Annotated in this window: 23 protein-coding genes, 1 tRNA gene and 1 pseudogene; 17 read left to right on the forward strand and 8 right to left on the reverse strand. The window is 71.7% G+C overall.

The genetic code is table 11. From position 1 onward, the window contains the following. Positions 1-134: pseudogene (locus MKK60_RS10470) on the forward strand (porin family protein); the annotation flags it as partial. A gap of 214 nt (positions 135-348) precedes the next feature. Beyond that, positions 349-1,095, forward strand: coding sequence for a DUF2076 domain-containing protein (locus MKK60_RS10475; protein ID WP_147728242.1), 747 nt, complete (start codon positions 349-351; stop codon positions 1,093-1,095). Between the two features lie 121 nt (positions 1,096-1,216). Here MKK60_RS10475 and MKK60_RS10480 read toward each other — a convergent pair whose 3' ends face one another. Further along, positions 1,217-1,978 carry a L,D-transpeptidase gene (locus tag MKK60_RS10480; protein ID WP_147728241.1) on the reverse strand — a complete coding sequence of 254 codons (762 nt, stop codon included), beginning with the start codon at positions 1,976-1,978 and terminating at the stop codon, positions 1,217-1,219. A 246-nt stretch (positions 1,979-2,224) separates the two neighbouring features. Between MKK60_RS10480 and MKK60_RS10485 the strand changes: the two genes are divergently transcribed. The 4 genes from MKK60_RS10485 (at position 2,225) to moaD (ending at position 6,106) form a co-directional block, all read left to right on the forward strand. After that, a complete protein-coding gene (locus MKK60_RS10485) occupies positions 2,225-2,953 on the forward strand; it encodes a chemotaxis protein (protein ID WP_147844133.1) in 729 nt (242 codons plus the stop codon). Positions 2,954-3,028: 75 nt separating this feature from the next. After that, positions 3,029-5,098, forward strand: coding sequence for an excinuclease ABC subunit UvrC (gene uvrC / locus MKK60_RS10490; RefSeq protein ID WP_243985571.1), 2,070 nt, complete (start codon positions 3,029-3,031; stop codon positions 5,096-5,098). Positions 5,099-5,170: 72 nt separating this feature from the next. After that, positions 5,171-5,770, forward strand: a complete 600-nt coding sequence (gene pgsA / locus MKK60_RS10495) for a CDP-diacylglycerol--glycerol-3-phosphate 3-phosphatidyltransferase (protein WP_243985691.1) — start codon at positions 5,171-5,173, stop codon at positions 5,768-5,770. An 84-nt stretch (positions 5,771-5,854) separates the two neighbouring features. Beyond that, positions 5,855-6,106 carry a molybdopterin converting factor subunit 1 gene (moaD, locus tag MKK60_RS10500; protein ID WP_147728238.1) on the forward strand — a complete coding sequence of 84 codons (252 nt, stop codon included), beginning with the start codon at positions 5,855-5,857 and terminating at the stop codon, positions 6,104-6,106. A 40-nt stretch (positions 6,107-6,146) separates the two neighbouring features. Here moaD and cmk read toward each other — a convergent pair whose 3' ends face one another. Together cmk and aroA are read right to left on the reverse strand one after the other, a co-directional pair. Then, positions 6,147-6,794: a (d)CMP kinase gene (gene cmk / locus MKK60_RS10505; RefSeq protein ID WP_243985575.1), complete on the reverse strand. Its 648-nt coding sequence runs from the start codon at positions 6,792-6,794 to the stop codon at positions 6,147-6,149. Positions 6,795-6,799: 5 nt separating this feature from the next. Beyond that, the gene (gene aroA / locus MKK60_RS10510; RefSeq protein ID WP_243934506.1) at positions 6,800-8,149 is read right to left on the reverse strand and encodes a 3-phosphoshikimate 1-carboxyvinyltransferase; all 1,350 of its coding nucleotides are present in this window, start codon (positions 8,147-8,149) and stop codon (positions 6,800-6,802) included. A gap of 342 nt (positions 8,150-8,491) precedes the next feature. Between aroA and MKK60_RS10515 the strand changes: the two genes are divergently transcribed. Together MKK60_RS10515 and MKK60_RS10520 are read left to right on the forward strand one after the other, a co-directional pair. Then, positions 8,492-8,567, forward strand: a tRNA-Ala gene (locus MKK60_RS10515). A 371-nt stretch (positions 8,568-8,938) separates the two neighbouring features. Further along, positions 8,939-9,157, forward strand: a complete 219-nt coding sequence (locus tag MKK60_RS10520; protein ID WP_243934508.1) for a hypothetical protein — start codon at positions 8,939-8,941, stop codon at positions 9,155-9,157. Between the two features lie 18 nt (positions 9,158-9,175). Here the strand turns inward: MKK60_RS10520 and pcaD are convergent, their stop codons facing one another. After that, the gene (gene pcaD / locus MKK60_RS10525) at positions 9,176-9,949 is read right to left on the reverse strand and encodes a 3-oxoadipate enol-lactonase (RefSeq protein ID WP_243985577.1); all 774 of its coding nucleotides are present in this window, start codon (positions 9,947-9,949) and stop codon (positions 9,176-9,178) included. A 1-nt stretch (position 9,950) separates the two neighbouring features. Further along, entirely contained in the window at positions 9,951-10,796 is an 846-nt protein-coding gene (locus MKK60_RS10530; protein WP_243985579.1) for a 3-keto-5-aminohexanoate cleavage protein, read from the reverse strand. 177 nt (positions 10,797-10,973) lie between these two features. On the opposite strand from MKK60_RS10530, the gene aroQ reads away from it, so the two are divergent. The 3 genes from aroQ to MKK60_RS10545 all read left to right on the forward strand — a co-directional run bounded on the left by aroQ (position 10,974) and on the right by MKK60_RS10545 (position 12,644). Then, on the forward strand, positions 10,974-11,429 hold the full coding sequence (aroQ, locus tag MKK60_RS10535) for a type II 3-dehydroquinate dehydratase (protein ID WP_147844049.1): 456 nt from the start codon (positions 10,974-10,976) through the stop codon (positions 11,427-11,429). Positions 11,430-11,569: 140 nt separating this feature from the next. After that, on the forward strand, positions 11,570-12,124 hold the full coding sequence (locus MKK60_RS10540) for a hypothetical protein (protein ID WP_243985581.1): 555 nt from the start codon (positions 11,570-11,572) through the stop codon (positions 12,122-12,124). 88 nt (positions 12,125-12,212) lie between these two features. After that, positions 12,213-12,644 (forward strand): DUF2147 domain-containing protein, encoded by a 432-nt coding sequence (locus MKK60_RS10545; protein WP_243985583.1) that lies wholly within the window; start codon positions 12,213-12,215, stop codon positions 12,642-12,644. 4 nt (positions 12,645-12,648) lie between these two features. Here MKK60_RS10545 and alaS read toward each other — a convergent pair whose 3' ends face one another. After that, positions 12,649-15,327: an alanine--tRNA ligase gene (gene alaS, locus MKK60_RS10550; protein WP_243985585.1), complete on the reverse strand. Its 2,679-nt coding sequence runs from the start codon at positions 15,325-15,327 to the stop codon at positions 12,649-12,651. 279 nt (positions 15,328-15,606) lie between these two features. Between alaS and MKK60_RS10555 the strand changes: the two genes are divergently transcribed. From MKK60_RS10555 to MKK60_RS10575, 5 genes are all read left to right on the forward strand, one after another. Then, positions 15,607-16,803, forward strand: a complete 1,197-nt coding sequence (locus MKK60_RS10555; protein ID WP_243985587.1) for a transglycosylase SLT domain-containing protein — start codon at positions 15,607-15,609, stop codon at positions 16,801-16,803. 230 nt (positions 16,804-17,033) lie between these two features. Then, a complete protein-coding gene (locus MKK60_RS10560) occupies positions 17,034-17,567 on the forward strand; it encodes a response regulator (RefSeq protein ID WP_243985692.1) in 534 nt (177 codons plus the stop codon). 161 nt (positions 17,568-17,728) lie between these two features. Beyond that, positions 17,729-18,628 carry a transglutaminase N-terminal domain-containing protein gene (locus tag MKK60_RS10565; RefSeq protein WP_147726837.1) on the forward strand — a complete coding sequence of 300 codons (900 nt, stop codon included), beginning with the start codon at positions 17,729-17,731 and terminating at the stop codon, positions 18,626-18,628. Between the two features lie 68 nt (positions 18,629-18,696). Beyond that, on the forward strand, positions 18,697-19,515 hold the full coding sequence (locus tag MKK60_RS10570; protein ID WP_147726835.1) for a transglutaminase-like domain-containing protein: 819 nt from the start codon (positions 18,697-18,699) through the stop codon (positions 19,513-19,515). 139 nt (positions 19,516-19,654) lie between these two features. Further along, positions 19,655-20,326 carry a L,D-transpeptidase gene (locus MKK60_RS10575; protein ID WP_147843537.1) on the forward strand — a complete coding sequence of 224 codons (672 nt, stop codon included), beginning with the start codon at positions 19,655-19,657 and terminating at the stop codon, positions 20,324-20,326. A 213-nt stretch (positions 20,327-20,539) separates the two neighbouring features. Here the strand turns inward: MKK60_RS10575 and MKK60_RS10580 are convergent, their stop codons facing one another. Continuing rightward, positions 20,540-20,872 (reverse strand): hypothetical protein, encoded by a 333-nt coding sequence (locus MKK60_RS10580; protein WP_243985589.1) that lies wholly within the window; start codon positions 20,870-20,872, stop codon positions 20,540-20,542. A gap of 163 nt (positions 20,873-21,035) precedes the next feature. Continuing rightward, positions 21,036-21,524, reverse strand: a complete 489-nt coding sequence (locus MKK60_RS10585; protein ID WP_147726829.1) for a phasin — start codon at positions 21,522-21,524, stop codon at positions 21,036-21,038. Between the two features lie 227 nt (positions 21,525-21,751). Between MKK60_RS10585 and MKK60_RS10590 the strand changes: the two genes are divergently transcribed. Further along, the gene (locus MKK60_RS10590; protein WP_243985592.1) at positions 21,752-24,514 is read left to right on the forward strand and encodes a PAS domain-containing sensor histidine kinase; all 2,763 of its coding nucleotides are present in this window, start codon (positions 21,752-21,754) and stop codon (positions 24,512-24,514) included. Positions 24,515-24,621 lie beyond the last annotated feature (107 nt).

The raw sequence follows: 24,621 nt of genomic DNA on the forward strand, positions 1-24,621 counted from the left end.
CCTCCAACTCGACCGGCACCGTGACCCTGACCTCGCCGGGCGTGACCGTCGTGCAGAGCGGCCTGAACCGCAACAACAGCACCGAGTTCGCCGTCGTGCGCGCCGGCCTGAACTACAAGTTCGGCTCGTACTAGGACCTGCGGGATCCGCCGCGGCTCGCCCAGAGCCGCGGTTCGAACCGACCCGAGAAGCCCGGCCGAAAGGCCGGGCTTTTTTCGTCGCACGATCGCATCGTCCTACGGCGAAGATTTCTTCGCCGCCCCTGACAAACCTCGGGCGTGCTCCCCATCTTGGAACCGGTCCATGCGGCGCACGATGCCGCGGGTTCGATTCGAGGAGGACGACTCCATGAACAGCGAAGAACGCGACGTCATCTCCGGCATCTTCCAGCGGCTCGAGCAGGCGTCCAGCCAGCCCCGCGACGCGGATGCCGAGCGCTTCATTGCCGACAAGCTCAGGGCCCAGCCCTATGCGCCCTACGCGATGGCGCAGCTGATCTACGTGCAGGAAGAGGCGATCAAGAGCCTCAACCAGCAGCTCGAGCAGGCCCGCCAGCAGCAGGCGCAGCCGCAATCCTCGGGTGGCGGCGGGTTCCTGTCGAGCATCTTCGGCGGCGGTTCGCAGCGCCAGGATCCGCAGCCGCAGCAGCGGGCGGGCGGCGCCTGGGGCAACCAGGGCGGCGCGCCGCAGGGTTACCCGCAGCAAGGGTATCCGCAGCAGGGCTACCCGCAACAGGGGTATCCGCAGGGCGGACCGCAGCAGGGCGGCCCGTGGGGCGGCCAGCAGCAGGCGCCGGCTCGCGGTGGCGGCTTCATGGCCACGGCCTTGCCGATGGCGGCCGGCGCGGCCGGCGGCATGCTGCTCGGCAGCGCCCTCTCGAACGCCTTCGCCGGCGGCCATTCGAGCCTCGGCAGCGCGGCGGCGGCCGGCCTCGGCGGCGGCACGACGGTCGAGAACAACTACTTCGGCTCGGACGCCGGCGGCACCCAGGATTTCGGTGCGCCCCTCGGCGGCGGGAGCGACACCGCCTTCGACGGCGGCAACGACGACTTCGCCGGCGATCTGGGTGGCGGCGACGACAGCGACTGGGCCTGATCGCGCGGCCCGATCCGGGCGCGGCCCGCTCGGATCGGGCTGGATGACATGCGTCCGATGACGTCGAAGGCTCGGGTCGCTCCTCTCGGCGATCCGAGCCTTCCTGCGTTCGATCCCGCGGTCACATCACCTCGACGCGCGTCCCCACCGGCACGCGTTCGTAGAGGTCGACCACGTCGTCGTTCATCATCCGGATGCAGCCGGACGACACGTTCTGGCCGATCGTGTGCGGCTCGTTGGTGCCGTGGATGCGATAGAGCGACGAGCCGAGATAGAGCGCCCGCGCACCGAGCGGATTGCCGGGGCCGCCTTCCATGTGGCGCGGCAGGTCCGGCCGGCGCGCCAGCATCTCCGGCGGCGGCGTCCAGCCCGGCCACTCGGCCTTGCGGCTGACGGTCTTGAGGCCCGACCAGGCGAAGCCCGGCCGCCCGACGCCGATGCCGTAGCGCATCGCCCGGCCGCCGGGTTGGACGAGGTAGAGATACTTCGACGGCGTATCGATCACGATCGTGCCCGGGCGCTGGGGACCGGAGAACGCGACCTCCTGCCGGGCGTAGCGCGGATCCGGCGCGCGGGCGATGCGGTCGCTCTCGGCAGGTGGGTCGGCCTGGGCGGGCAGGCCCTGAGGCAGCGCCGCGTAGGCTCGCGATGCGACGCCATAGGGTTCGATCGGATCGCCGGATTGTGCCGACGCGCCTGCGTAACCCGGCCGGGCCACCGCAACGGGGCGGGCACCGCCGCGTGGGGCGACGCCGCCGGTGACAAGGTATTCGATCAGGCCGCCGCCGTATCCGTCGGGCTCAGCATAGCGCGCCTGCGCCTGGACCGCCCCCGACCAGACGGATGCGGCAAGCGCCGCCCCCACGCACCAACTCGTCCGCATCGCCGCACTCCCGCACCACGGCCGGGCTCGATGCCGGCCGTCATGGTTGAGAGGGTCGGACCGGGACGCGCGACATTCGATGAAGGAACGTGGTGAATCGGTCGCGGACGGGCTTCGCTGCCCCGGTCGTCACGAAGCAACGTGAATCGACTGTAAATCCGACCGAATGCTTTCGATCTTCAGCAAACTGCAACCGTTCCCGGTCCTAGATCGGATCCGGGTTTCCAAGACGGCCGGTTCGAACCGATGACTCACAAGCGCTACCGCATCGAGGACAGCCTCGGCCTCCCGCCCGCGGCGGGGACGACGATGTCCAGTGCCGGGCCCGTGGAGGGCGGGGCGCGCCTCGACGAGATCCTCTCGGCGATCCAGGACCTGCGCCGCATCACCCAGTCGAGCGCCGGCGAGACCATCGAGGCGTGCCGCCGCGAGCTGTCCGAAGCCTTGGCGATGCGCTCCGAGCTCGACGTGATGAAGGCGGCGATCACCAACACCCGCGACGAGATCGCGGCTCTGTATCACTCCGAGTCCAACGGCAAGGGCATGCGCCGCGCCGCCGACGAGCTGGGCGCCGTGGTCGGGTCGACCGAGCGCGCGACGTCGACGCTGCTCACCGCGCTGGAGGAGATCGAGGCGAGCGCCAACATCCTGCGGGCCGGCAATCTCGGCAAGGGCGGCCAGGACAAGGTCGACGTCATCCTCGACCGCGTCATCGTCGCCTACGAGGCCTGCAATTTCCAGGACCTGACCGGCCAGCGCATCAGCAAGATCGTCAACGTCCTGAGCTTCGTCGAATCCCACCTCGACCGCATGATCGCCGCCTGGAGCGGCCTCGACGGGTTCCGCGACGTGTTCTCCGCCGGCCCCGCCGCCGTCGTCGATCCTGACGACGAGCGCTCGCTCCTGAACGGCCCGAAGCTCGACGAGGATCCGGGCCACGTCGACCAGTCCGACATCGACGCGCTGTTCGGCTGAGGGCCGAGGTCCGCCGGCACGCCTTTGCGCATCGCGCCCCTTCCCTCGCCAGTTTCGCGGGCTTAGATCACGGCGATGAGCCGGAGAGTCCCGTCAGGTCGCGCCACCGAGGATCTGCCCCAGGAGGCCTTCGACGACGAGGCTTTCGACGAGGAGCGGGACGAGGCCGAGCCGGCGCAGGCCGACGAGGCGCCCGAGATCGACTTCGATTTCGAGCCCGGCGCCGTCGAGGCCGGCACGGAGGTGATCCGCCGGTTCTGGACGACGCTGCCCTCCGGGCCCGGCGTCTACCGGATGTTCGATGCCAAGGGCGACGTGCTCTACGTCGGCAAGGCGAAGAACCTGAAGGCCCGGGTCGGCTCCTACGCCCGCGGGCAGGCGCATTCCAACCGCATCGCGCGGATGATCTCGCAGACGGCGGCGATGGAGTTCGTCACCACCGCCACCGAGACCGAGGCGCTGCTGCTCGAGGCGAACCTGATCAAGCAGCTGAAGCCGCGCTTCAACGTGCTGATGCGGGACGACAAGTCGTTCCCCTACATCCTCGTCACCGCCGACGGCCCGGCACCGCAGATCGTCAAGCATCGCGGCGCCCGCCGCCGCAAGGGCAGCTATTACGGCCCCTTCGCCAGCGTCTGGGCGGTGAACCGCACCGTGAACGCCCTGCAGCGCGCCTTCCTGCTGCGCACCTGCACCGACAGCTACTACGAGAACCGCACCCGGCCCTGCCTGTTGTTCCAGATCAAGCGCTGCTCCGGCCCCTGCACCGGCGAGATCGCGCTGGAGGATTACGCCGGCATGGCCGACTCGGCCAAGAACTTCCTCGCCGGGAAGTCCAATGCGGTGAAGGACCGGATGCGCACCGAGATGCAGGCGGCCTCCGACGCGATGGAGTTCGAGCGTGCGGCCCGCTTCCGCGACCGGATCAGCGCGCTCTCGGCGATCCAGGGCGTGCAGGGCGTCAACACGCAAGGGGTCGAGGAGGCCGACGTGTTCGCCCTCGACGAGCAGGCCGGGCAGTTCTGCATCGAGGTGTTCTTCTTCCGCAACTTCCAGAACTGGGGCAACCGCGCCTACTTCCCCAAGGCCGACCGCTCGATGACCCCGGACGAGGTGCTGGGCTCGTTCATCGGCCAGTTCTACGACACGATGCCGGCGCCGCGCCTCGTGCTGACGAGCCACGCGGTCGAGGATGCGGAGCTGGTCGCCGCCGCGCTCTCCAGCCAGGTCGCCTACCGGGTCGAGCTGCACCAGCCCCAGCGCGGCGAGCGCAAGGCGCTGGTGGACTACGCCCAGCGCAACGCCAAGGAGGCGCTCGGCCGCCGGCTCGCCGACACCGCGTCGCAGGGCAAGCTGCTGGTGGCGCTGGGCCAGGCCTTCGCCCTCGAGAAGACGCCGCGGCGGATCGAGGTCTACGACAACTCCCACATCATGGGCACCAACGCGGTCGGCGGCATGGTCGTCGCCGGCCCGTCCGGCTTCATGAAGACGCACTACCGCACCTTCAACATCAAGTCGGAGGAACTGACGCCCGGCGACGATTACGGGATGATGCGCGAGGTGCTGCAGCGCCGCTTCAAGCGCCTGGTCAAGGAGGCGCCGCGCACCGTCGCCGAAGCCGCCTTCGCCGCGACCGAGGGCGTTCCGGCGGAGCCGGTGGCCGAGGCGCCCGAGGATGCCGACGCGTTCCCCGCCTGGCCCGACCTCGTGCTCATCGACGGCGGCAAGGGCCAGCTCGACGCCGCGCGCAAGGCGCTGGAGGAGATCGGCGTCGCCGACGTGGCGCTGGTCGGCATCGCCAAGGGGCGCGACCGGGATGCCGGCCGCGAGACCTTCTTCATCCCCGGCCGGCCGGCGTTCAAGCTGCCGCCGCGCGATCCGACGCTCTACTTCGTGCAGCGCCTGCGCGACGAGGCGCACCGCTTCGCCATCGGCACCCACCGGGCCAAGCGCAAGCGCGAGCTGGTGCGCAACCCGCTCGACGAGATCGCCGGCATCGGCCCGAGCCGCAAGCGCGCGCTCCTGCACCAGTTCGGCACCGTGAAGGCGATCGAGCGGGCGGCCTACGAGGACCTCGCCAAGACGCCCGGCGTGAACGCCGCCACCGCGCGCGCCGTCTACGACTTCTTCCATGCGGGCGGCTGACGCATGAGCGACGGCATCGGCGACGCATCGGAACGGTTGACGCTCAGGCAGGCGCATGATTTCACCGGCCCGATGAACGCCGTCCTCCCCCGACGCCGGTCGCAGGCCTGGACGCTCGCGAACTGCCTGACCTACGGCCGCCTCGTCGCCGTCCCGGTGATGGTCGCGCTGCTGTTCTGGCCCGACGCGATCACCATGCGCTTCACGGCGCTGGCGGTGTTCGTGATCGCCGCGATCACCGACTACCTCGACGGCTACGTCGCCCGCACCTACGCGCAGAGCTCTGCGCTCGGCCGGATGCTCGATCCGATCGCCGACAAGCTGCTGGTCGCCGCCTGCCTGCTGATGCTGGTGGCCGACCGCACCATCGTCGGCGCCTCCGTCTGGGCGGCGATCGTGATCCTGTGCCGCGAGGTGCTGGTCTCGGGCCTGCGCGAGTACCTCGCCGAGCTGAAGGTCGGCGTGCCCGTGAGCAAGGTCGCCAAGTGGAAGACCACGGTGCAGCTCGTGGCGCTGGGATTCCTCGTCGCGGGGCCGGCCGGCGAGACGATCCTGCCCGGCACCGAGCGGATCGGCCTCGTCCTGCTCTGGCTCGCCGCCGCCCTGACGCTGTGGACCGGCTGGGACTACATGCGCGCCGGCATCAAGCACGTGATCGACGATCCGCGATAGGGTGATCCCGCCAGGCTTCCTCGCCCGCTGCGGCAGAGGGAGAAGCGACCTCGTGCATCGGGTGCGACCCGAGGAAACCGAACCATGAAGCTCGTCTATTTCGCCTGGGTGCGCGAGCGCGTCGGACGCCCCGAGGAGACCGTGACGCCGCCGGCGGAGGTCGCGACGGTGGGCGACCTGATCGGCTGGCTCAAGGGGCGGGGCGAGGAATACGCCCACGCCTTCGAGAAGGACGGCGTGGTCCGCGCCGCGATCGACAAGGTCCACGCCAAGCCCGACGCACCGATCGCGGGCGCGCGGGAGATCGCGTTCTTCCCACCGATGACCGGCGGCTAGGACCGACGCAGGGCGAGCGCCACCACCGCCCCGGTCATCGTCACTGCGCGCGGGCGCAGTCGACCACCGCGCGGGCGGCGGCGAAGGCCTCGTCGGCGTCGAGATGGGTAGTGTCGAGCCGTACCGCGTCGTCGGCCGCCCTGAGCGGCGCCGTGCTCCGCGCCGCGTCCCGGGCGTCCCGCGCCTCGATGTCGGCGAGGATGGCGGCCAGCGTCGTCGTCTCGCCGCGGCTCTCGAGCTCGCGGTGGCGGCGGCGGGCGCGTTCGGCGGCGTCGGCGGTGATGAACAGCTTCACGCGCGCGTCCGGGCACACCACCGTGCCGATGTCGCGCCCGTCGAGCACCGCGCCGGCGCTGGTGCCGGCGAAGCGCTGCTGCCACGCGAGCAGGGCCGCGCGCACCGCCGGCACCGCCGAGATGCGCGAGGCCGCCTCCCCCATCGCCCGGTCGCGCAGGCGCGGGTCGGCGAGGCGGTCGGCGATCAGGCCCTCGGCCGCCCGCGCCGCGGCGGCCTCGTCGTCGAGGGAAGCGCCGGCGTCGAGCAGGGTCAGCGCGACGCCGCGATAGAGCAGGCCGGTGTCGAGGTGGGGCAGGCCGTAGTGCCGGGCAAGGCGCTGGGCGAGCGTGCCCTTGCCGGAGGCGGCTGGGCCGTCGATGGCGATGACCATGGCTGTCGAATTGTCGGGCATCGGGCCTATTCCCCGATCCCGGCGCCGAGCGCCTGCATCGTCGGCAGGAAGCTCGGGAAGCTCGTGGCGATCATCGCGCCGTCGTCGACGGTGACCGGCTCGGCGGTGGCCAGCCCCATCACGAGGAACGCCATGGCAATGCGGTGGTCGAGATGGGTCGCGACCGTGCCGCCCCCGGGCGGCGCGGTGCCGTCGCCGTGGACGAGGAGGTCGTCGCCCTCGATCAGGTGGGCGACGCCGTTGGCCTTGAGCCCGGCGGCGACCGCGGCGAGGCGATCCGATTCCTTGACCCGCAACTCGTGCAGGCCGTTCATCCGCGTGGTGCCCTGGGCGAAGGCGGCGGCGACCGCGAGCACCGGGTACTCGTCGATCATCGCCGGCGCCCGCTCGGCCGGCACGTCGACGCCCTTGAGGCGGCTCGCGCGCACGCGGAGATCGGCGACGGTCTCGCCGCCCTCCTCGCGCTCGCGCAGGCGCTCGATGTCGGCGCCCATCTCGATGAGCGTCGTGATCAGCCCGGTGCGCAGCGGATTCATCATCACGCCCTCGATCGTGATCTCGGAGCCCGGCACGATCAGCGCCGCCACCAGCGGGAAGGCGGCCGACGACGGGTCGGCCGGCACCACCACCTCGGTGCCGCGCAGCGTCGGCTGGCCGGTGAGCGCGACCGCGCGGCCGTGGCCGTCCGGCCCGTGCGGGGTGACGGAGACCTCGGCGCCGAACAGGCGCAGCATCCGCTCGGTGTGGTCGCGGGTGGCCGCGGCCTCGATCACCGTGGTGGTGCCCGGGGCGTTGAGGCCGGCGAGGAGCACCGCGGACTTGATCTGCGCCGAGGCGGCCGGCGTCTCGTAGCGGATCGGGATCGCCTCGCGCGGGCCGCGCAGCGTCAGCGGCACGCGGCCGCCCTCGGCCTCCGCGAGCACCTGGGTGCCCATCAGCCGGAGCGGATCGAGGATGCGGCGCATCGGCCGGCTGCGCAGGGAAGCGTCGCCGTCGAAGGTCGCCGTGACCGGCTGGCCGCCGACGACGCCCATCATCAGCCGCGAGCCGGTGCCGGCATTGCCGAAGTCGAGGGTCTCGGCCGGATCGGACAGGCCGCCGATGCCGACGCCGCGCACCACCCAGCGTCCCTCCCCCAGGCGCTCCATGGAGGCGCCGAGCGCGCGGGCCGCGGCCGCGGTGCGCAGCACGTCGTCGCCCTCCAGCAGGCCCTCCACCCGCGTCTCGCCGATGGAGAGCAGGCCGAGGATCATCGCGCGGTGCGAGATCGACTTATCGCCCGGCGGCCGCAGCCGTCCGCGCAGGGGCGCGCCGGGCGCGGCGGAAAGCGGGGTCGGCTCGGAATCGTGCGACACGGGCGGTCAACTTCGCGAGGGATCCGGGCCGGGGCCGCGGGATCGCCAGAGGAGGCGCTGAGGCGCCGAAAAGCCGGTGCGACGCGTGGCGCCGCGCGGGAACATGGGGCGGTCGGTTATCACGCGCGCCGCGATCCGTCATCCGAGCTGCGGCGCCGATCCGACGTTCCGCCGCCGCCCTGGACGCATCGAATGTCGCCGGCGAACGATCGCCGATCGCTTTTCCGCAAAAAGGGGGTTGAGTCCGATCCGAGGCCCGCCTATAGAACCGCCCTCGCCGGACGGCATCGCCGGGCCAGCGAGACACCAGCGCGGACCTCCAGAGCCGCGGTGGACGAGAGTGGGGCCTTAGCTCAGCTGGGAGAGCGCTTCCATGGCATGGAAGAGGTCATCGGTTCGATCCCGTTAGGCTCCACCACTCTCCCTCTCAGACGCGAATACGGCTGTCCGAGAAGGGTTCGGCAGGGACGATCTCCCATCGCTGCCCCATACGATCTTGTGCTGACATCCCGTACGATAGGCAGGCCGCCGCCACGTCTGCGACCGAGATCAGGTACGGTTTCTATCTGCCGTCGAACGGCGCGGTTTTCAGAAGAATCTGCCGTTACGGGCTGCGGTCGGGTTCGCCGACGCTGGTGACTGCATTACGGCGGATGACGTCGCGTGCCCATTGTCGATCGATCGCATCGACCCTCACGGCTCGCGTCGACGGTCGTCGCGCGAGGGAGGCCGGAACCGAACCGCCGATCGCGACCTTACATCTTCAATCACTGGTTGTGTGAGGCTGTGATGGTTGCGATCGTGATGGCGGCGGTCTTCGGCGCGGGACTGTCGATCCTGCTCTTGGCCAAGTTCGGCCTCCTCATGGCGCTGCTGGCGATCCCCCTCGGCGGGAGCACCGCGGGCATGGCCGCCGCGCTCGGCCTCGCCGCGGCGCGCGATCGGCGACCGCCGAACCGGATCGGCCGGAGACCTGCGATGGCGCGGCCCGTCACCATCGTCCGCTGACGCCGCATCCGCTCTCGCCTACCGGTGCCGGTCGAGGAACTGCGCGAGGTAGGCGCCGGCCGCGTCCGGCCGCTCGACGGCGAGGAGGTGGGCGGCGTGCGGCAGCGTCACCAGTTCCGCCTGGGGGATGCCCCGGCAGATCTCCTCGGCCATCGCAGGCGGCGTCGCGGGATCCTCGCGGCCGGCGACGACCAGCGTCGGGGCGGTGATCGCCGAGAGGCGTGGGCGCAGGTCCATGCGCCCGATCGCGCCGCAGCAGACCGCGTAGCCGGCCGGATCGCAGGCCGTGAACGCCGTGCGGATCGGCGCGACCACCTCCGGATGCCGTTCGGAGAAGCCCGGCGTGAACCAGCGGCCGAGGGTCGCCGCGACGATCGCCTGCGGTCCCGCCTCGCGCACCGTCGCGGCGCGCGCGTTCCAGCTCGCTTCGCTCGGCATGTGGGCGGCCGTCGCCATCAGGGTCAGGCTCGCCACGCGATCGGGCGCGGCGCTCGCCAGCGCCTGCATCGTCATGCCGCCGAGCGACAGGCCGACGGCGTGGATGCGGCCGATGCCGAGCCCATCGAGCAGCGCCAGGAGGTCGCCGGCGAGGTCGTCGATCTCGGCCGGCGCGTCCCGCGTCGCCGAGCCGCCATGGCCGCGGGTGTCGTAGCGCAGGATGCGGTAACGGTCGGCCAGGCGCGGCACCACCGCGTCCCACATGGCGAGCGTCGTCCCGAGCGAGTTGGAGAACGCCACCACCGGTGCGTCCTCCGGGCCGGTGAGGATGTGGTTCAGGGGCAGGTGAGCCATCTCAGGCCGCCAGCCCGAGGGCGGCACGGGCCTCGGCCGGTGTCGCCGGCCGGCGGCCGTGGCGGCGCACCGCCTCGGCGGCGAGCCCGACGAGCTCGGCGTTGCTCGCGGCGAGCCGGTCCTTGGCGATGCGGATGTTGTCCTCGAGCCCGGTGCGCACCGCATCGGCGCCGCGCGCCAGCGCCCACTCCATCACCACCGCCTGGTTGCGGCCGATCCCGGCCGCCGTCCAGGTCGCCCCGGGCAGGATGCGCCGGGTCTCGGCCAGCAGGATGTCGAGCAGGTGCTCGTCGGCCGGCATCGCGTTCTGGACGCCCATCACGAACTGCACGTGCGGCCGCGCGTCGATCAGGCCGGCCTCGACGAGGCGGCGGGCGCCGTGGAGGTGCGACAGGTCGAAGATCTCGATCTCCGGCCGCACGCCGAAGCGCCTCATCTGCGTGGCGAGGTCGGTGACCAGGGCGGCCGGATTCTCGTAGACGATGGTCGGGAAGTTGACCGAGCCGGTCGAGAGCGAGGCCATGTCCGGCCGGTGCTGCAGCGAGAGACCCCGGCTCGCCGGGTCGCGCCCGCGCCCGCCGGTGGAGAACTGCACCACGAGGCCGGGGCAATGCTTGCGCAGGCCCTCCTGCACGGCGGCGAAGCGGTCGGGATCGGAGGACGGGGTCTCGTCGTCGTTGCGCACGTGGATGTGGGCCAGCGTCGCCCCCGCCTCGAAGGCCTGGTGCGTCGACTCGATCTGCTCGGCCACCGTCACGGGAAGCGCCGGGTTGTCCGCCTTGCGCGGCACCGAGCCGGTGATCGCCACCGCGATCACCACGGGCGCGCTGGTCTCGATCTGGCTCATGGTCACTCCGTGGCTCGGCCGCGTCCTCGCGCGATTCTCGCGGGATGTAGACCGCCGCGCCCGCGCGCAAAGCCCGGGGCGGAGACAGCGCCGCCGCTCTGTCGGCCCGCTTGATGCCGCGGCCGCAGCGGTTCATGGGTCGAGCGTCCGTGCGCGGGCCGCGCGAAGGAGGATGTCATGAGCCGTCTCGTCACCGTGCTGAATGGCCCGAACCTGAACCTCCTCGGCCGGCGCCAGCCGGAGATCTACGGCCACGAGACTCTGGCCGACGTCGAGGCCGCCTGCCGGGCGCTCGCCGGCGAGCTCGGGCTCGCGCTGCAGTTCCGGCAGTCGAATCACGAGGGCGCGTTGATCGACTGGATCCACGCGGCGCGGGACGAGGCCGCCGGCATCGTCATCAACCCGGCCGCCTTCACCCATACCTCGGTGGCGCTGCTCGACGCGCTCAACGCCTTCGACGGCCCGGTGATCGAGGTTCACATCTCGAACGTGCACAAGCGCGAGGCCTTCCGGCACCACTCCTACGTCTCGCTGCGCGCCGACGGCGTCATCGCCGGCCTCGGCACCGAAGGCTACGGCCTGGCGCTGCGCCGCGTCGCGACGTTGATCGGCCAAGCCGAGGCGGCGCGCTGATGCGGGACGGGGCGGTGGACCGGGCGGTCAGCGCGCACGCGGCGCATGGACGGTTCGGCCGCCGATGCCTATGGCGTAGCGCGAGCCCGCCTCCGTCGGTCCGGGCGCTCCTCCTGCTTGCAATGGCGATGTTCGGTTCGATGCGTCCCGTCTCGGCCGAACCGGTTCCGCCGCCCGAGGCGACGACGGGACTGATCGAGGCCCTCCAGGCCCGCATCCTGTCCGGCCACAGCGCGACCGCGGTGCTGGAGGCGTGGTGCGCCGAGCGCGGCCTGTCGGCCGAGCCGCACCTCGTCGCCCGTCGGGTCCCGGGGGCCGAGAAGCCCCTCGACGCGGCGCAACGCAAGCGTCTCGGCCTCGCGCCGGACGAGCCGGTCCGCTACCGGCGCGTCCGGCTCGCCTGCGGCGTCCACGTCCTGTCCGAGGCCGACAACTGGTACGTGCCGGGCCGGCTGACGCCCGCCATGAACGCGGCCCTGGACGAGACCGACGCGCCGTTCGGCCGGGTGGTGCGCCCGCTCGCGCCGACCCGCCGCAACGTCGCGCTCCGCCCGCTCCGCGATCCCGGCGCCCCCGCCCCGGGTCCGGACGACCCGCTGTTCGAGGTCGACGCGGTGCTCGCGACCGAGGCCGGCCTGCCGTTCTGCGAGGTCGCCGAGACCTATCTCGGGGCCGTGCTCGGGCGCGGACCTTAGCAGCCGCCGCTGCGTCTTGCGGGACTTCGGTGCGCACGGCTATTGCCGAGCCGATCGCCCGGACGGGCGGCACGCTCGGAGGATCCGCATGAGACCGGCAACTGTGTTCGCTCCCACCCTCTTCGCCGTCTGCCTCGTCGCGTCCTGCCTCGTCGGCAGCGGCGCGCAGGCGCAGAAGGCCGCCGACCCGGCCGGGATCTGGCTGACCGAGACCGGCGACTCGAAGGTGCGGCTGACGCGGTGCGGCGCCGGCTTCTGCGGCACCATCGTCAGCACCGCGGGCAAGGGCCTCGACGCCAACAACCCGGACCCGGCCCTGCGCACCCGCAGCGTCGTCGGCGTCCAGATCGTCAACGCCACGAGCCCGTCGGACGACGGCTATTCCGGCACCCTCTACAACCCGAAGGACGGGAAGACCTATTCCGGCTCGCTCAAGATGACCGGCCCGAACGCGATCGAGGTCTCGGGCTGCGTGATGAGCGTCTTCTGCAAGCGCCAGACCTGGAAGCGGGTGGGCTGAGCCGTCAGCCCGCCGCCACCGCCGCGGTGATCGCGTCGAGGGCGGCCTTCGCGCCGGCGCCCTCCGGGCCGCCGGCCTGTGCCATGTCGCGGCGGCCGCCGCCGCCCTTGCCGCCGAGATGGCCTGCGCCGGCCCGCACCAGGGCGACGGCGTCGTAGCGCTCGGTGAGGTCCGGGGTGACGCCGACCACGAGGCCGGCCTTGCCGTCGGCGCCGACGCCGACGATGGCGACGATGCCGGAGCCGAGCTTCTGCTTGCCGGCATCGGCCAGGCTCTTGAGGTCGCGCATCTCGACGCCCTCGATCGCCCGCGCCATCAGCTTGATGCCGGCCACCTCGGTCGCCTCGTCGCCGCCTCCGGCGCTGCCGCCCATCGCCAGCTTCTTGCGCAGGTCCGAGACCTCGCGCTCCAGCCGGCGGCGATCCTCTAGCAGCCCGGAGAGCCGGTCGGACACCTCCGCCACCGGCGCCTTGAGCTGGGAGGCCAGCGCCCCGAGGGTGCGGCTCTCCTCGCCGCGGTGGCGGCGGGCGGCGTCGGCGGTCATCGCCTCGATGCGGCGCACCCCGGCGCCGACCGCGCTCTCGGCGAGGATCGTGATGGTGCCGATGTCGCCGGTGCGCGCGGCGTGCGTGCCGCCGCAAAGCTCGATCGAGAAGTTCGGCAGGCGGCCGCCCTCGATCTCCGTGCCGGCATCGTCCACCGGCCGGCCCATGGAGACGACGCGGACCTCGTCGCCGTACTTCTCGCCGAACAGCGCGCGCGCCCCGGACTCGATCGCCTCGTCCACCGCCATCAGCTTGGTCACCACCGGCACGTTCTGCAGCAGCACCGCGTTGGCGATGTCCTCGACGCGGGCGAGCTCGGCCGCCTCGATCGGCTTCGGGTGGCTGATGTCGAAGCGCAGGCGCTCGGGGGAGACCAGCGAGCCCTTCTGCGCGACGTGGTCGCCGAGCACCTGCCGCAGGGCCTCGTGCAGCAGATGGGTGGCGGAATGGTTGGCGCGAATCGCGGCCCGGCGGGCGTGGTCGACCTTCAGCTCCACGGCCTGGCCGAGGCTCAGGGTGCCCGCCTCCACGGTGACGTGGTGGACGAACAGGTCGCCGAGCTTCTTCTCGGTGTTGGTCACGCGGGCCTTCAGCCCCGGCGCGGCGAGCGTGCCGGTGTCGCCGACCTGTCCGCCGGATTCGGCGTAGAACGGCGTCTGGTTGGCGATGAGCAGCCCGCTCTCGCCGGCCTGCAGGGCCTGGACCTCGGCGCCGTCGCGCAGCAGCGCCGTCACGACGCCCTCGGCGCTCTCGGCCTCGTAGCCCAGGAACTCGGTGGCGCCGGTCCGGTCGCGCACCGAGAACCACACCGTCTCGGTGGCGGCCTCGCCCGAGCCCGACCACGCCGCGCGCGCCGCCTGCTTCTGGCGCTGCATCGCGAGTCCGAACGCCTCCGTGTCGACGCCGATGCCCCGGGCCTTCAGGGCGTCCTGCGTCAGGTCGAGGGGGAAGCCGTAGGTGTCGTAGAGGGTGAAGGCGGTCTCGCCGGCGAGGTTCTGGCCGGCGGCGAGGTCGCGGGTCTCGGCGTCGAGGATCGCGAGGCCGCGCTCCAGGGTGCGGCGGAAGCGTGTCTCCTCGAGGCGCAGGGTCTCGGAGATCAGGCTCTCGGCCCGCACCAGCTCGGGGTAGGCCTGGCCCATCTCCCGCACCAGCGTCGGCACGAGGCGGAACATCGCCGGCTCGCGCGAGCCGAGCAGCTCGAGGTGGCGCATGGCGCGGCGCAGGATGCGGCGCAGCACGTAGCCGCGGCCCTCGTTGCCCGGCAGCACGCCGTCGGCGATCAGGAAGGAACCGGCGCGCAGGTGGTCGGCGATCACCCGGTAGGAGGCGACGTTCGCGGGCTCGGGCGGGCGGCCGACCGCGTGCGATACGGCGTCGATCAGCGACCGGAACAGGTCGGTCTCGTAGTTCGAGGTCACGCCCTGGAGGATCGCGGCCATGCGCTCCAGGCCCATGCCGGTGTCGATCGACGGCCGCGGCAGGACCAGCCGGTTGCCCGGCTCGACCTGCTCGTACTGCATGAACACGAGGTTCCAGAACTCGAGGAAGCGGTCGCCGTCCTCGTCGGGCGAGCCGGGCGGGCCGCCGGCGAGCCCCGGGCCCTGGTCGATGAAGATCTCCGAGCACGGCCCGCAGGGGCCGGTGTCGCCCATCTGCCAGAAGTTGTCCGAGGTGCCGATGCGGATGATCTTGTCGTCGGAAAAGCCGGCGATCTTCTTCCAGAGCGTCGCCGCCTCGTCGTCGTCGGCATAGACCGTGACGAGGAGCCGGTCCGGCTTGAGGCCGAACTCCTTGGTGATCAGGGTCCAGGCCAGCTCGATCGCCTGCGGCTTGAAGTAGTCGCCGAAGGAGAAGTTGCCGAGCATCTCGAAGAAGGTGTGGTGGCGCGCGGTGTAGCCGACGTTGTCGAGGTCGTTGTGCTTGCCGCCGGCGCGGACGCATTTCTGCGCCGTCGTCGCCCGCACGTAGGGCCGCTTCTCGACGCCGGTGAAGACGTTCTTGAACTGCACCATGCCGGCGTTGGTGAACATCAGCGTCGGGTCGTTCTTCGGCACCAGCGAGGACGACGGCACGATCGTGTGCCCCGCACCCGCGAAGTAGTCGAGGAAGGCCGACCGGATCTCGTTGACGCCGCTCATCGGATAACTCTGTGCTGGGCCGGGCTTTTTCGCGCGGCGACGCCCGGCCGTCCCGGGCCGTTCGTCGCGGATGCGCCCTCATACGGAGGGACGGGCGCCAAGTCACGGGCTCACATCGCGCCCCACCATCGCCGGAAGAACGGGTGATGGCCGGCCGGCCCCCGGAAACCGCCGGCACGACCGGAATGGTCCAGCCTCGGCCGTGTTGTCGCCACATCTGTCAAGCCAGATCGGGGGGTGGCGCCGCGATCGGCGCGAAACCGGGATTTTGGGACGCACATGCAGGGCCGCACCGTCGGAACGTCTCGCAAGGCCATCGCGTCCGGCTCCGCCGCCGTCGGCAAGGGCGCGTCCAAATCGGCGTCCACGGGCCGCTTCGGGGCGGGCGCCACCGACTGCATCACCCTTTCCGCCCCGGTCGGCCGCGGCCACGGCAGCCGTCCGGCGCTCGCCCGCTCCGTCCTGTCGATGTCGCTGTTCGCCGGCGCGCTGAGCGCGCTGCTGATCGGCTCGGGCGTCGAGCTCGGCAAGATCGGCCTGGAGAATGCGGTGTCCTCGGCCCAGGCCGCCACCGAGATCCCGATGCCCCGCCCCCGCATCCAGATGAGCGCGCTGCCGCCCGTCGTCGCCGAGCCGCCGGTGGTGCTGCGCGCCTCCTCGGCCTTCGCCGCGGTCCACGATCTCGACACCGAGCTCGGGTCCAACGCGGTCGACCGGGTCTCCTACGACTTCCTGCTCTCGGAGAGCGCCGGCGGCGACCCGAACGACGTGCTCGAGTTCGGGCCGATGAAGATCCGCCGCCACATCGTCCAGACGATCGTGCGTGCCGCCCAGGCCGTGCAGACCGACCCGGTGCTGCTGATGGCGGTGGCCGACAAGGAGTCGAGCTTCATCACCGCCGTGCAGGCCAAGACCTCCTCGGCCACCGGCCTGTACCAGTTCATCGAGCGGACCTGGCTCGGCTGCGTGCGCGACTTCGGCGCCAAGTACGGGATGGAGAAGGAGGCGGCGCTGATCGTCGCCGATTCCAACGACCGGCCGACGGTGACGGACGCCGCCGAGCGCACCCGGATCCTCGAGCTGCGCCGCGATCCCTACCTCTCGGCGCTTCTGGCGGGCGAGATGCTGAAGCGCGACGCCGCCCGCATCGCCCTGCGGATCGGGCGCGAGCTGTCTCTGGGCGAGGTCTACCTCGCCCACTTCCTCGGGCCGGACGATGCCGAATCGTTCCTCGCCCAGGTCGTCGACAAGCCCGGCGCCGCCGCGGCCAAGCTGCTGCCGGGCCCGGCGCGGGCCAACCGCTCGATCTTCTTCGCTTCCGAGCGCAACCGCCGGCGCAAGGCCGCGAGCCTGTCGGTCGCGCAGGTGCACGAGAAGTTCGAGGCGATGATGAGCGCCCGCGGCGCGCGCTACCGCGACGTCCGCGCCGTGTCAGGCGTGATGGCCTACGCCGACGCCGACGCGGCCGCCCGCTAGGATCGGCCGCCCCAGGTATCTCGGGCGCTCCAGGTATCGGGCACCTCGGGGATCGGCCGTCCGCAAGGATCAAACGGCCGCCTGAATCGTGAAGCAGGCGCAACTGACTGCGCTTTCCCGACTTCTTTCTTCAAGCGACTCCGCATCCGCGGCCCGCGACGCGAAGACTTCGGGGGAAGTTCTTGACCAAACCGCTCCGACACCGGCCCATCGACACGCTGAGCCCCGACATACCCCTCGACCGGATCGGGGAGACGCTGGCGTCGTTCTACGACAGCCTCGTCGCCGAGGGCGTGCCGGAGCATCTGGCTGCGCTCGTGCGCAAGGTCCGGCAATCCGAATCCGACGGCGACGTGGCGAAGCCTGCGGCGCCCCCTGCCCCGCGGGCCGAGCGGATCGCCCTCGTCGTCGAGGACAATCGCCAGGTACGCGGCCTCGCCGAGGCGCTGCTCGAGGAGACCGAGCTTTCGGTCGTCGGCTGCGACAGCGCCGAAGCGGCGCTCGCGGTGCTGCAGGCACGGGGCGGCGACGTCGCCCTGGTCTTCGCCGACGTGCGTCTGGCCGGCGAGATGGACGGCCTCCAGCTTGCCCATGCGGTCGCGACGCTGTGGCCGCGGGCGCGGCTCGTCATCACGTCGGGCCACTGCGTCGGCCGCCCCGAGATCCCGCCTGAGGCGGTGTTCATTCAGAAGCCCTGGCGCGCCTTCGACGTGCTGGTGGAGGCGGAACGGGCCGTCGGCGAGCCGGCACCGCCGATCCTCTGACGCCGGCCCTGCGCGCTACCCTTCGCGTCGACGGCATCGTCCGGCTCCGCATGGAACGCGGCATCGGCCGCTTCGATCGCCGTCCCGGACCGAAACGGGCATGTGGGCGTGAAATTTGCAGCACGGACGTCGCACCGGCGCATCCGCGGAGTGTTACGTCCTTGCCGATCCTGTCCGTCCGGCACCTCACCGTGTACCGCTACCGCCGCCCGGTCTCCTTCGGCGAGCACCGGATCATGTTCCGCCCGCGGGACAGCTACGATCAGCGCCTGATCGAGGCGACCCTCGACATCGACCCGCTGCCGGCCAGCGTGCGCTGGATGTTCGACGTGTTCGGCAACTGCGTCGCGATCGCGAGCTTCGACACGCGCAGCGACACCCTGCGCTTCACCTGCGGCATCACCCTCGACCATACGCCCGAGCACGCCCCGGTCTTCCCGCTGGCGCCGCACGCGACCCACTACCCGTTCGGCTACGGCGTCGAGGACATGCCCGACCTGTCGCGCTCGATCGAGCGGCAATGGCCCGACACGCACCACGTGGTCGACGCCTGGGCGCGCAGCTTCATCCCGGCCGACGGCCGCATCCCGACACAGGACCTGCTCGCCGACATGACCCGCGGCATCCGCCGCAACTTCACCTACCTCGCCCGCAGCGAGAAGGGCGTGCAGGACCCGGTGACGACGCTCCGCCTGAAGCGCGGATCGTGCCGCGACTTCGCGGTGCTCATGATGGAGGGCGTCCGCTCCCTCGGCATGGCGGCGCGCTTCGTCTCCGGCTACCTCTACAATCCGCGCAACGACCGCGACCGCCACGTCGGCGGCGGCTCGACCCATGCCTGGGTCGGCGTCTATCTTCCGGGGGCCGGCTGGATCGAGTTCGACCCGACCAACGGCATCGTCGGCAATCGCGACCTGATCCGCGTCGCCATCGCCCGCGACCCGCGGCAGGCGGTGCCGTTGCACGGGTCGTATTTCGGTCTGGCGAGCGACGACCTCGGCATGCGCGTCGACGTCGCCGTGACCGAGAAGCCGGCGCTGGAGCTCGCCCCCGCGCAATAGGGGTACCGACACGCCGGTGCGGGCATCATGAACGTATGCTTCGTTGAGGAAGGTTGGCAGGTGGCGCGATGAAGATCAGGACCGGTTTCGATATCGCCTTCGATTCGGCGCAGCCGATGCCGATGATCCTGATGCTCAGCGTCCACCCGTCGCGGCTGCCGGACCTGCTGTCGCCGCAGGCGATCGCCTTCGATCCGCCGATCCCCTGCCACCAGTATGAGGACGGCTTCGGCAACATCTGCCATCGCATCGTCGCGCCGCCCGGGCTGCTGACGATCTCGGCCGATTTCACGGTGCAGGATTCCGGGCAGCCCGACGCGTTCGTGCCGGATGCGCGGCAGATCCCGGTGCAGGACCTGCCCGACGAGGTCCTCGTCTACCTGCTGGGCTCGCGCTACTGCGACACCGACAAGCTTTCGCAGACCGCGTGGTCGTTGTTCGGCAGCACGCCGGAAGGTTGGGCGCGCGTCCAGGCGATCGTCGACTACACCCACGAGCGCATCCGCTTCGACTACATGCGCGCCGACGCCACCCGCAGCGCTCATGACGGCTTCATGCAGCGCGAGGGCGTGTGCCGCGACTTCGCGCACCTGGCCGTCACCTTCTGCCGCTGCATGAACATCCCGGCGCGTTACTGCACCGGCTATCTCGGCGACATCGGCGTTCCGAAGGATCCGGCGCCGATGGACTTCTCCGCCTGGTTCGAGGTCTACCTCGAAGGTCCGCAGGGCGGGTGCTGGTACACCTTCGATGCCCGCCACAACACGCCGCGCATCGGGCGGATCGTGATGGCGCGCGGGCGCGACGCCACCGACGTCGCGATCACCACCAACTTCGGCTACGCGCCCCTCGCCCGCTTCGACGTGCACACCGACGAGGTGGCGTGATCGCGCGCCCTCGATCGGCGCGACGACGTCTTCGCGGCTTACGTATTCCCACGCTCCTGAAATCTTCGCCGGCGCGTGGAACCCTCTGCCTATGCTCACGCTTGTAATAGCAAAGGTTACTGCACAGGTAGGCCACATCATGAAGACCTCAGCCACCGCTCTCGCCGCCCTTCTCGGACTCTCGATTGTTGCCAGCGTGCCGGCCATGGCCGCCTCGACCTACGATCCCTTCGGCACCGATGCCGGATACGAGGAAGATCAGTCCTACGGTTACCAGGGTACGCAGAGCCGTGACTATTACGGCCAGCGTCCCGTCTACGAGCCGGGCTACGGCCAGGGCGTGCAGGCCGCGCCGCAGGCGCAGGTCCAGCCGATCCAGCGCGAGATCGTGGCGTTCAACGGCAACTATGCTCCGGGCACGGTCGTCGTCTCGACCGCCGAGCGTCGCCTGTACTTCGTGATGCCCAACGGCGAGGCGATCCGCTACGGCGTCGGCGTCGGCCGTCCCGGCTTCACCTGGTCGGGCACCAAGACCGTGACCGCCAAGAAGGAGTGGCCGTCGTGGACGCCCCCGGCCGCGATGATCGCCCGCCGCCCCGACCTGCCGCGCTACATGGCCGGTGGCATCGAGAACCCGCTCGGCGCCCGCGCCATGTACATCGGCAACACCGAATACCGCATCCACGGCTCGAACGAGCCGGACACGATCGGCCAGGCCGTGTCCTCGGGTTGCATCCGGATGACCAACGACGACGTCACCGACCTCTACGAGCGCGTGAAGGTCGGCGCCAAGGTCGTGGTCCTGAACTGATCCGACAGCGCACCTGTCTGCGAAATCATGAGGGCCGCGTCATCCGAGAGGGTGGCGCGGCCCGTCTCGTCTGAACACCTCGGCGCCGCTTCGCTCGGCTCAACGGGGCCGAGCCCTGCGCCGGCGATCCGGCGCAGCCGCCGATACGGAGACGCGGAAGGCGTCGGGCGCGCATTCGAGGCCTCCGCCTCGCGGTGCGAAGGCGGTCGCGCGTCAGGGCACGACGCGGCCGACCGCCGTCTGCGGCTGGCTGAACGAGGCGATCGGCATGTCGCAGAAGCAGCGCGCGCCCAGTGGCCGCGGGCCCGGAAGCGGGCAGGAATAGGGCTGCGGGCCGGTCAGGCCCTGCTGGACCGCATCGCAGTTCAGGCCGACCGGGCGGGCCGGGACCGGCCGCTCGCGCCGCCGCGGGTAGGCCGGGTGCTCGTCGTAGGCCGGGCGCTCGTCGTACCCGCGGGGCGGCACGTCGTAATATTGTGCGTCGGCGGCCTGCACGGCCAAGGTCGTGAGCAGGGCGGCGAGGCCGAGGCGTGTGATCTGTCGCATGGCATCCCTATCGGCGGAACGTCGGAACCCTGTTCGGGCCGATGCAGGCATGCTCGCGGAAACCCGGCGAAAACGAGACGGCCCGCCCCCGACGATCGGAGGCGGGCCGGTGAGCGATTGCCGGCGGCCCGCCCCCCGGAGGGGCGGGCATGGTTTGAAGGGCTCAGTGCGTCGCCTTGTTGGCGGCGTCCTGTGCATCGTGCGCCGCCTGCTTGGCGGCATCCGTGCCCTGCTCCATCGCCTTGCGGGCGTTGTCGGCACCTTCCTGCATCACGGACTTCGCGCGCTCGGCACCCTGCTGCATCGCGCTCTGGGCGAGACCGCCGAAATCCTTGGCCTGCGCCTGGATCGCGGCGAACTGGCTGCGCACGAACTCCGCCTGATGCTGCATCGCCTCCTGCACGTCCTTCGAGCGGACGAGCTTCTGGGCGAGGTCGAAGGCGGCGTTGACGTTCTGCTCGGCATACTCGAAGCCGCGGGCGGACACGTCCTTCACGCTGGTCCGGGTCGCCTCGGTGGACCCGGTCACGGTCTCCGCGGTGCGGCGTGCGGCGCCGATGAAGCTGTCGAAGGCCTTGCGGGCCTGGTCGACGCTCTTTTCGGCGAAATCGCGCATCTCGGTCGGGACTTCGTAGGTCGGGGGGGTGCTCATCGCTCGTCTCCTCTCACGTTGCCGGTTGATGCATCATTGTGCGCTGCACAATAACACAGGTATCATCGTACGCCACCCGGCGAGGCAGCATTAACGTTGATGCGAGGTAAACGTGTGACGGGCGCGAGAAAGGTCCAGCACCCTTCGGCGCTCCGCCTACAATAAGCACGGTACAATCATATTTCCGTAACCGAACGGGCCGGGACGCGGCCGATGGGGACACTTCGTTGAACGTTGGCGACAGCACGCGTGCAGGCCTCACGGCCGCTCTGGAGGCCTGGGCGGGCGATCCCGTCCTCGCCGCGACGCTGGCTGATTCGGCGCGGGCCTACCTCGTCCTCGACGGGGCCGCGACGGCGATCCTGCACGCCTCCGCCGCAGCCGGCCCGTTCCGCGACGCGGTCTCGGACGAAGCCGGGACGCTGAACCCGGCCCTCGCCGGCCAGATCCGTGCCGTCGGCGGCACCGCGCGGCCGCGGCTGGTGCGCCTGCGCCTCGATCCGCGGCGGATCGCACCGCCGACCGCCTGCCTGATCGCCGGCGGCACGATCGACGGCGCCCCCGCCCTGCTCCTGATCGCGGTCGGCCCCCTCCCCGCCTTCCGCCCGCGCCCGGTTCCGCCCGCGACCACGGATCGGCCGGACGATCACGTCATGCCGGCCGCTCCGGTCGCGGCCGCGGCGCCGATCGCGCTCGATCCGGGCGACGCGGTCGTGCCCATGGCCGGCGATCGCTTCGTCTGGCGGAGCGATGCCGCGGACCGCCTCGCGACGATCTCCGGCGCATCGTTCGGGCCGCTCGCGCCGCGCCTCGTCGGGCACAGCTGGGCCGACCTCGCCGGGGCCGGCCGCTTGCGCGATGCAGACGCGTTCCTCGCCGCGGTCGGATCCCGGCGCACGTTTCGGGCGCTGCCGGCCGTGCTGGACGCTGGCCCGATCGGTGCGCTCGCCCTCGACCTGTCCGGCGCCTGCCTCGGCCGCAGCGGCGACACGTTCTCGGGATTGGGCGGGTACGGCGTGGTGCGCGCGGTGATTGCACCGTCGGCAGCCTTGGAACCCCCGACCGATGCGGCGCAAGCCGGTCCGGATCCGGTCGTCCCCGTTCCCGATCCCCAACTGCCCGACGCCGTCTCCCCGCCCGACGCGGAGGCGGCCCGCCCGGGCTCCGCGGGAGCCGATCGCACGCTGCCCGACATCCGCAAGGCCGCGTGGCCGCCGGCGACGATCACCGCCGCCCGCTTCGGCAGCCCTTGGGCCGGCGATCCATTCGCGCGCGATCCCTGGTCCGGTGCCCGCGGCCCGGCGCCGGTGCCAGATATCGACGCCGCCCCTGCGCCGATCGCGGTCCTGCCGGACTCCGAGCCGGCGCCCGTCGAGCAGAGCCCGCCCAGCGAAAGCCCGGTCGCGGTGCAGGAGGGCGCCGACGCCGCTCTGTCGGTGACCGAGCACGCGGCCTTCCGCGAGATCGCCCGCGCGCTCGGCGCCCGCTACGCCGGCGACGACGAGATCCGGGACCCGGCCGACGCCGCGGACGCGCGCGGCGCGGGCGGAGCGGTGATGCCGTTCCCGACGCCCAGGGTCGCGGAGCCCGAGACGCCGGTGCAGCCGGACGACGTCGCTCCGCCCCTGGACGACCTCCCCCTTTCGATGCTGATCCACCGCGGCGACGCGGTGCTGGCGGCCAACCGCTGCCTCCTCGACCTCACCGGATACGCCGACCTCGCGAGCCTTCAGGCCGCGGGCCTCCATCGCCTGTTCCCCGGGCTTGCCCCGGCCGACCGCGTCGCCGGTGCCGGCGCCTCCGCCGGCCCGCGCATCGTCGAGACCGCGCAGGGCGGCAGCCGTCCGGTCGCCATCGAGCGCGGGCCGACGACCTGGAGAGGAGAGCCGGCGACCTGCATGATCCTGCGCGTGGTCGACGAGGCCGATCCGGCCCGCGAGCGGGCGGCCGAACGCCTCGCCCAGTCGTTTCGCGACGGCCACGCCGCGGACGCGCGTGCGACCCTCGACGCCCTCGACGACGGCGTCGTCACCCTCGACCCGGCCTCCCGCATCGTCGCGATGAACCGGGCCGCCGCCGGCCTGTTCGGATGCGATCCCCGCGAGGTGGTCGGCACCGGCTTCGACACCCTGTTCGAGGCCGCGCAGCGCGACGCGGTGCGTGCCGGCATCGCCGGGCTCGGCACCGAGACGCGCATCGCCGCCGCCGGTGGCCGTCCGCTGACGCTGCGCGTGTCCGGCCGGGACGGGGCCCGCGTCGCCCTGCTGCGGCCTGCGCCCGACGATGCCGCGCGGGCGCGGCCGGACTTCGATCGCGCGGCCTTCCTCGATCGCCTCGATCGCGAGATCCGCACGCCGGTCGAGGGGATCGTCGGCCTCGCCGACGGTATCCTCGCGGAGCCGCACGGGCCGGTCGACGAACGCTACCGCACGACGCTGCGCGCGATCCGAGCGGCGGGCGACCACGTGCGCGGCCTCGTCTCCGACCTGATCGACATCGCCACCATCGAATCCGGCGGCCTCGCGCTGTCCGTCCGGCCGCTGCCCCTGAACGAGCTGGTCTCCGGCTGCGTCGAGCTGCTGCAGCCCGAGGCGGCGCGCGGCCGCATCGTCCTGCGCACCAGCTTCTCGCCGGATCTCGCACCCCTGGAGGCGGACGAGCCTTCCCTGCGGCAGGCGGCGCTGACGGTGATCGGCGAGGCGATCCGCGCGACGGCGGCCGGCGGCCAGGTGATCGTCTCGACGACGCCGGGCGAGCGCGGCGGCATCGCGCTGAAGGTGCGCGGCACCGGCCCGGGCGCACGCTCCGCCGAGCCCGAGGACGGGCACGACTCCCGCAGCGGCAGCGAGTCGCACGTCGCCGGGCTCGGATTGCCGCTGACCAAGGCCCTGGTTGAGGCCAATCACGGTTCGCTGCGCATCTCGACCCGGGGCAACGACGGCACCCTGGTGGAGATTCTTCTCCCAGGAACGGAATTCCGGACGGGGTGAGTGGCACGCCGAGACAATCCCCGGCCTTTGTCAGAGGACCGGTTCGAAATTCGTCGTCACCGTTAGACTCTTCAAGCGGGGCCGTGCAGACCATCCCACCGAGGGAC

The organism is Methylobacterium sp. J-092, assembly GCF_022829325.1.
GTDB lineage: Bacteria > Pseudomonadota > Alphaproteobacteria > Rhizobiales > Beijerinckiaceae > Methylobacterium.

Excerpts from the sequence above, each read along its gene's own strand:
- MKK60_RS10475 (WP_147728242.1), top strand. The coding sequence starts at position 349 with ATGAACAGCGAAGAACGCGACGTCATCTCCGGCATCTTCCAGCGGCTC.
- MKK60_RS10480 (WP_147728241.1), bottom strand. The coding sequence starts at position 1,978 with ATGCGGACGAGTTGGTGCGTGGGGGCGGCGCTTGCCGCATCCGTCTGG.
- MKK60_RS10485 (WP_147844133.1), top strand. The coding sequence starts at position 2,225 with ATGACTCACAAGCGCTACCGCATCGAGGACAGCCTCGGCCTCCCGCCC.
- uvrC (WP_243985571.1), top strand. The coding sequence starts at position 3,029 with ATGAGCCGGAGAGTCCCGTCAGGTCGCGCCACCGAGGATCTGCCCCAG.
- pgsA (WP_243985691.1), top strand. The coding sequence starts at position 5,171 with ATGAACGCCGTCCTCCCCCGACGCCGGTCGCAGGCCTGGACGCTCGCG.
- moaD (WP_147728238.1), top strand. The coding sequence starts at position 5,855 with ATGAAGCTCGTCTATTTCGCCTGGGTGCGCGAGCGCGTCGGACGCCCC.
- cmk (WP_243985575.1), bottom strand. The coding sequence starts at position 6,794 with ATGCCCGACAATTCGACAGCCATGGTCATCGCCATCGACGGCCCAGCC.
- MKK60_RS10520 (WP_243934508.1), top strand. The coding sequence starts at position 8,939 with ATGGTTGCGATCGTGATGGCGGCGGTCTTCGGCGCGGGACTGTCGATC.
- pcaD (WP_243985577.1), bottom strand. The coding sequence starts at position 9,949 with ATGGCTCACCTGCCCCTGAACCACATCCTCACCGGCCCGGAGGACGCA.
- MKK60_RS10530 (WP_243985579.1), bottom strand. The coding sequence starts at position 10,796 with ATGAGCCAGATCGAGACCAGCGCGCCCGTGGTGATCGCGGTGGCGATC.
- aroQ (WP_147844049.1), top strand. The coding sequence starts at position 10,974 with ATGAGCCGTCTCGTCACCGTGCTGAATGGCCCGAACCTGAACCTCCTC.
- MKK60_RS10540 (WP_243985581.1), top strand. The coding sequence starts at position 11,570 with ATGCGTCCCGTCTCGGCCGAACCGGTTCCGCCGCCCGAGGCGACGACG.
- MKK60_RS10545 (WP_243985583.1), top strand. The coding sequence starts at position 12,213 with ATGAGACCGGCAACTGTGTTCGCTCCCACCCTCTTCGCCGTCTGCCTC.
- alaS (WP_243985585.1), bottom strand. The coding sequence starts at position 15,327 with ATGAGCGGCGTCAACGAGATCCGGTCGGCCTTCCTCGACTACTTCGCG.
- MKK60_RS10555 (WP_243985587.1), top strand. The coding sequence starts at position 15,607 with ATGCAGGGCCGCACCGTCGGAACGTCTCGCAAGGCCATCGCGTCCGGC.
- MKK60_RS10570 (WP_147726835.1), top strand. The coding sequence starts at position 18,697 with ATGAAGATCAGGACCGGTTTCGATATCGCCTTCGATTCGGCGCAGCCG.
- MKK60_RS10575 (WP_147843537.1), top strand. The coding sequence starts at position 19,655 with ATGAAGACCTCAGCCACCGCTCTCGCCGCCCTTCTCGGACTCTCGATT.
- MKK60_RS10580 (WP_243985589.1), bottom strand. The coding sequence starts at position 20,872 with ATGCGACAGATCACACGCCTCGGCCTCGCCGCCCTGCTCACGACCTTG.
- MKK60_RS10585 (WP_147726829.1), bottom strand. The coding sequence starts at position 21,524 with ATGAGCACCCCCCCGACCTACGAAGTCCCGACCGAGATGCGCGATTTC.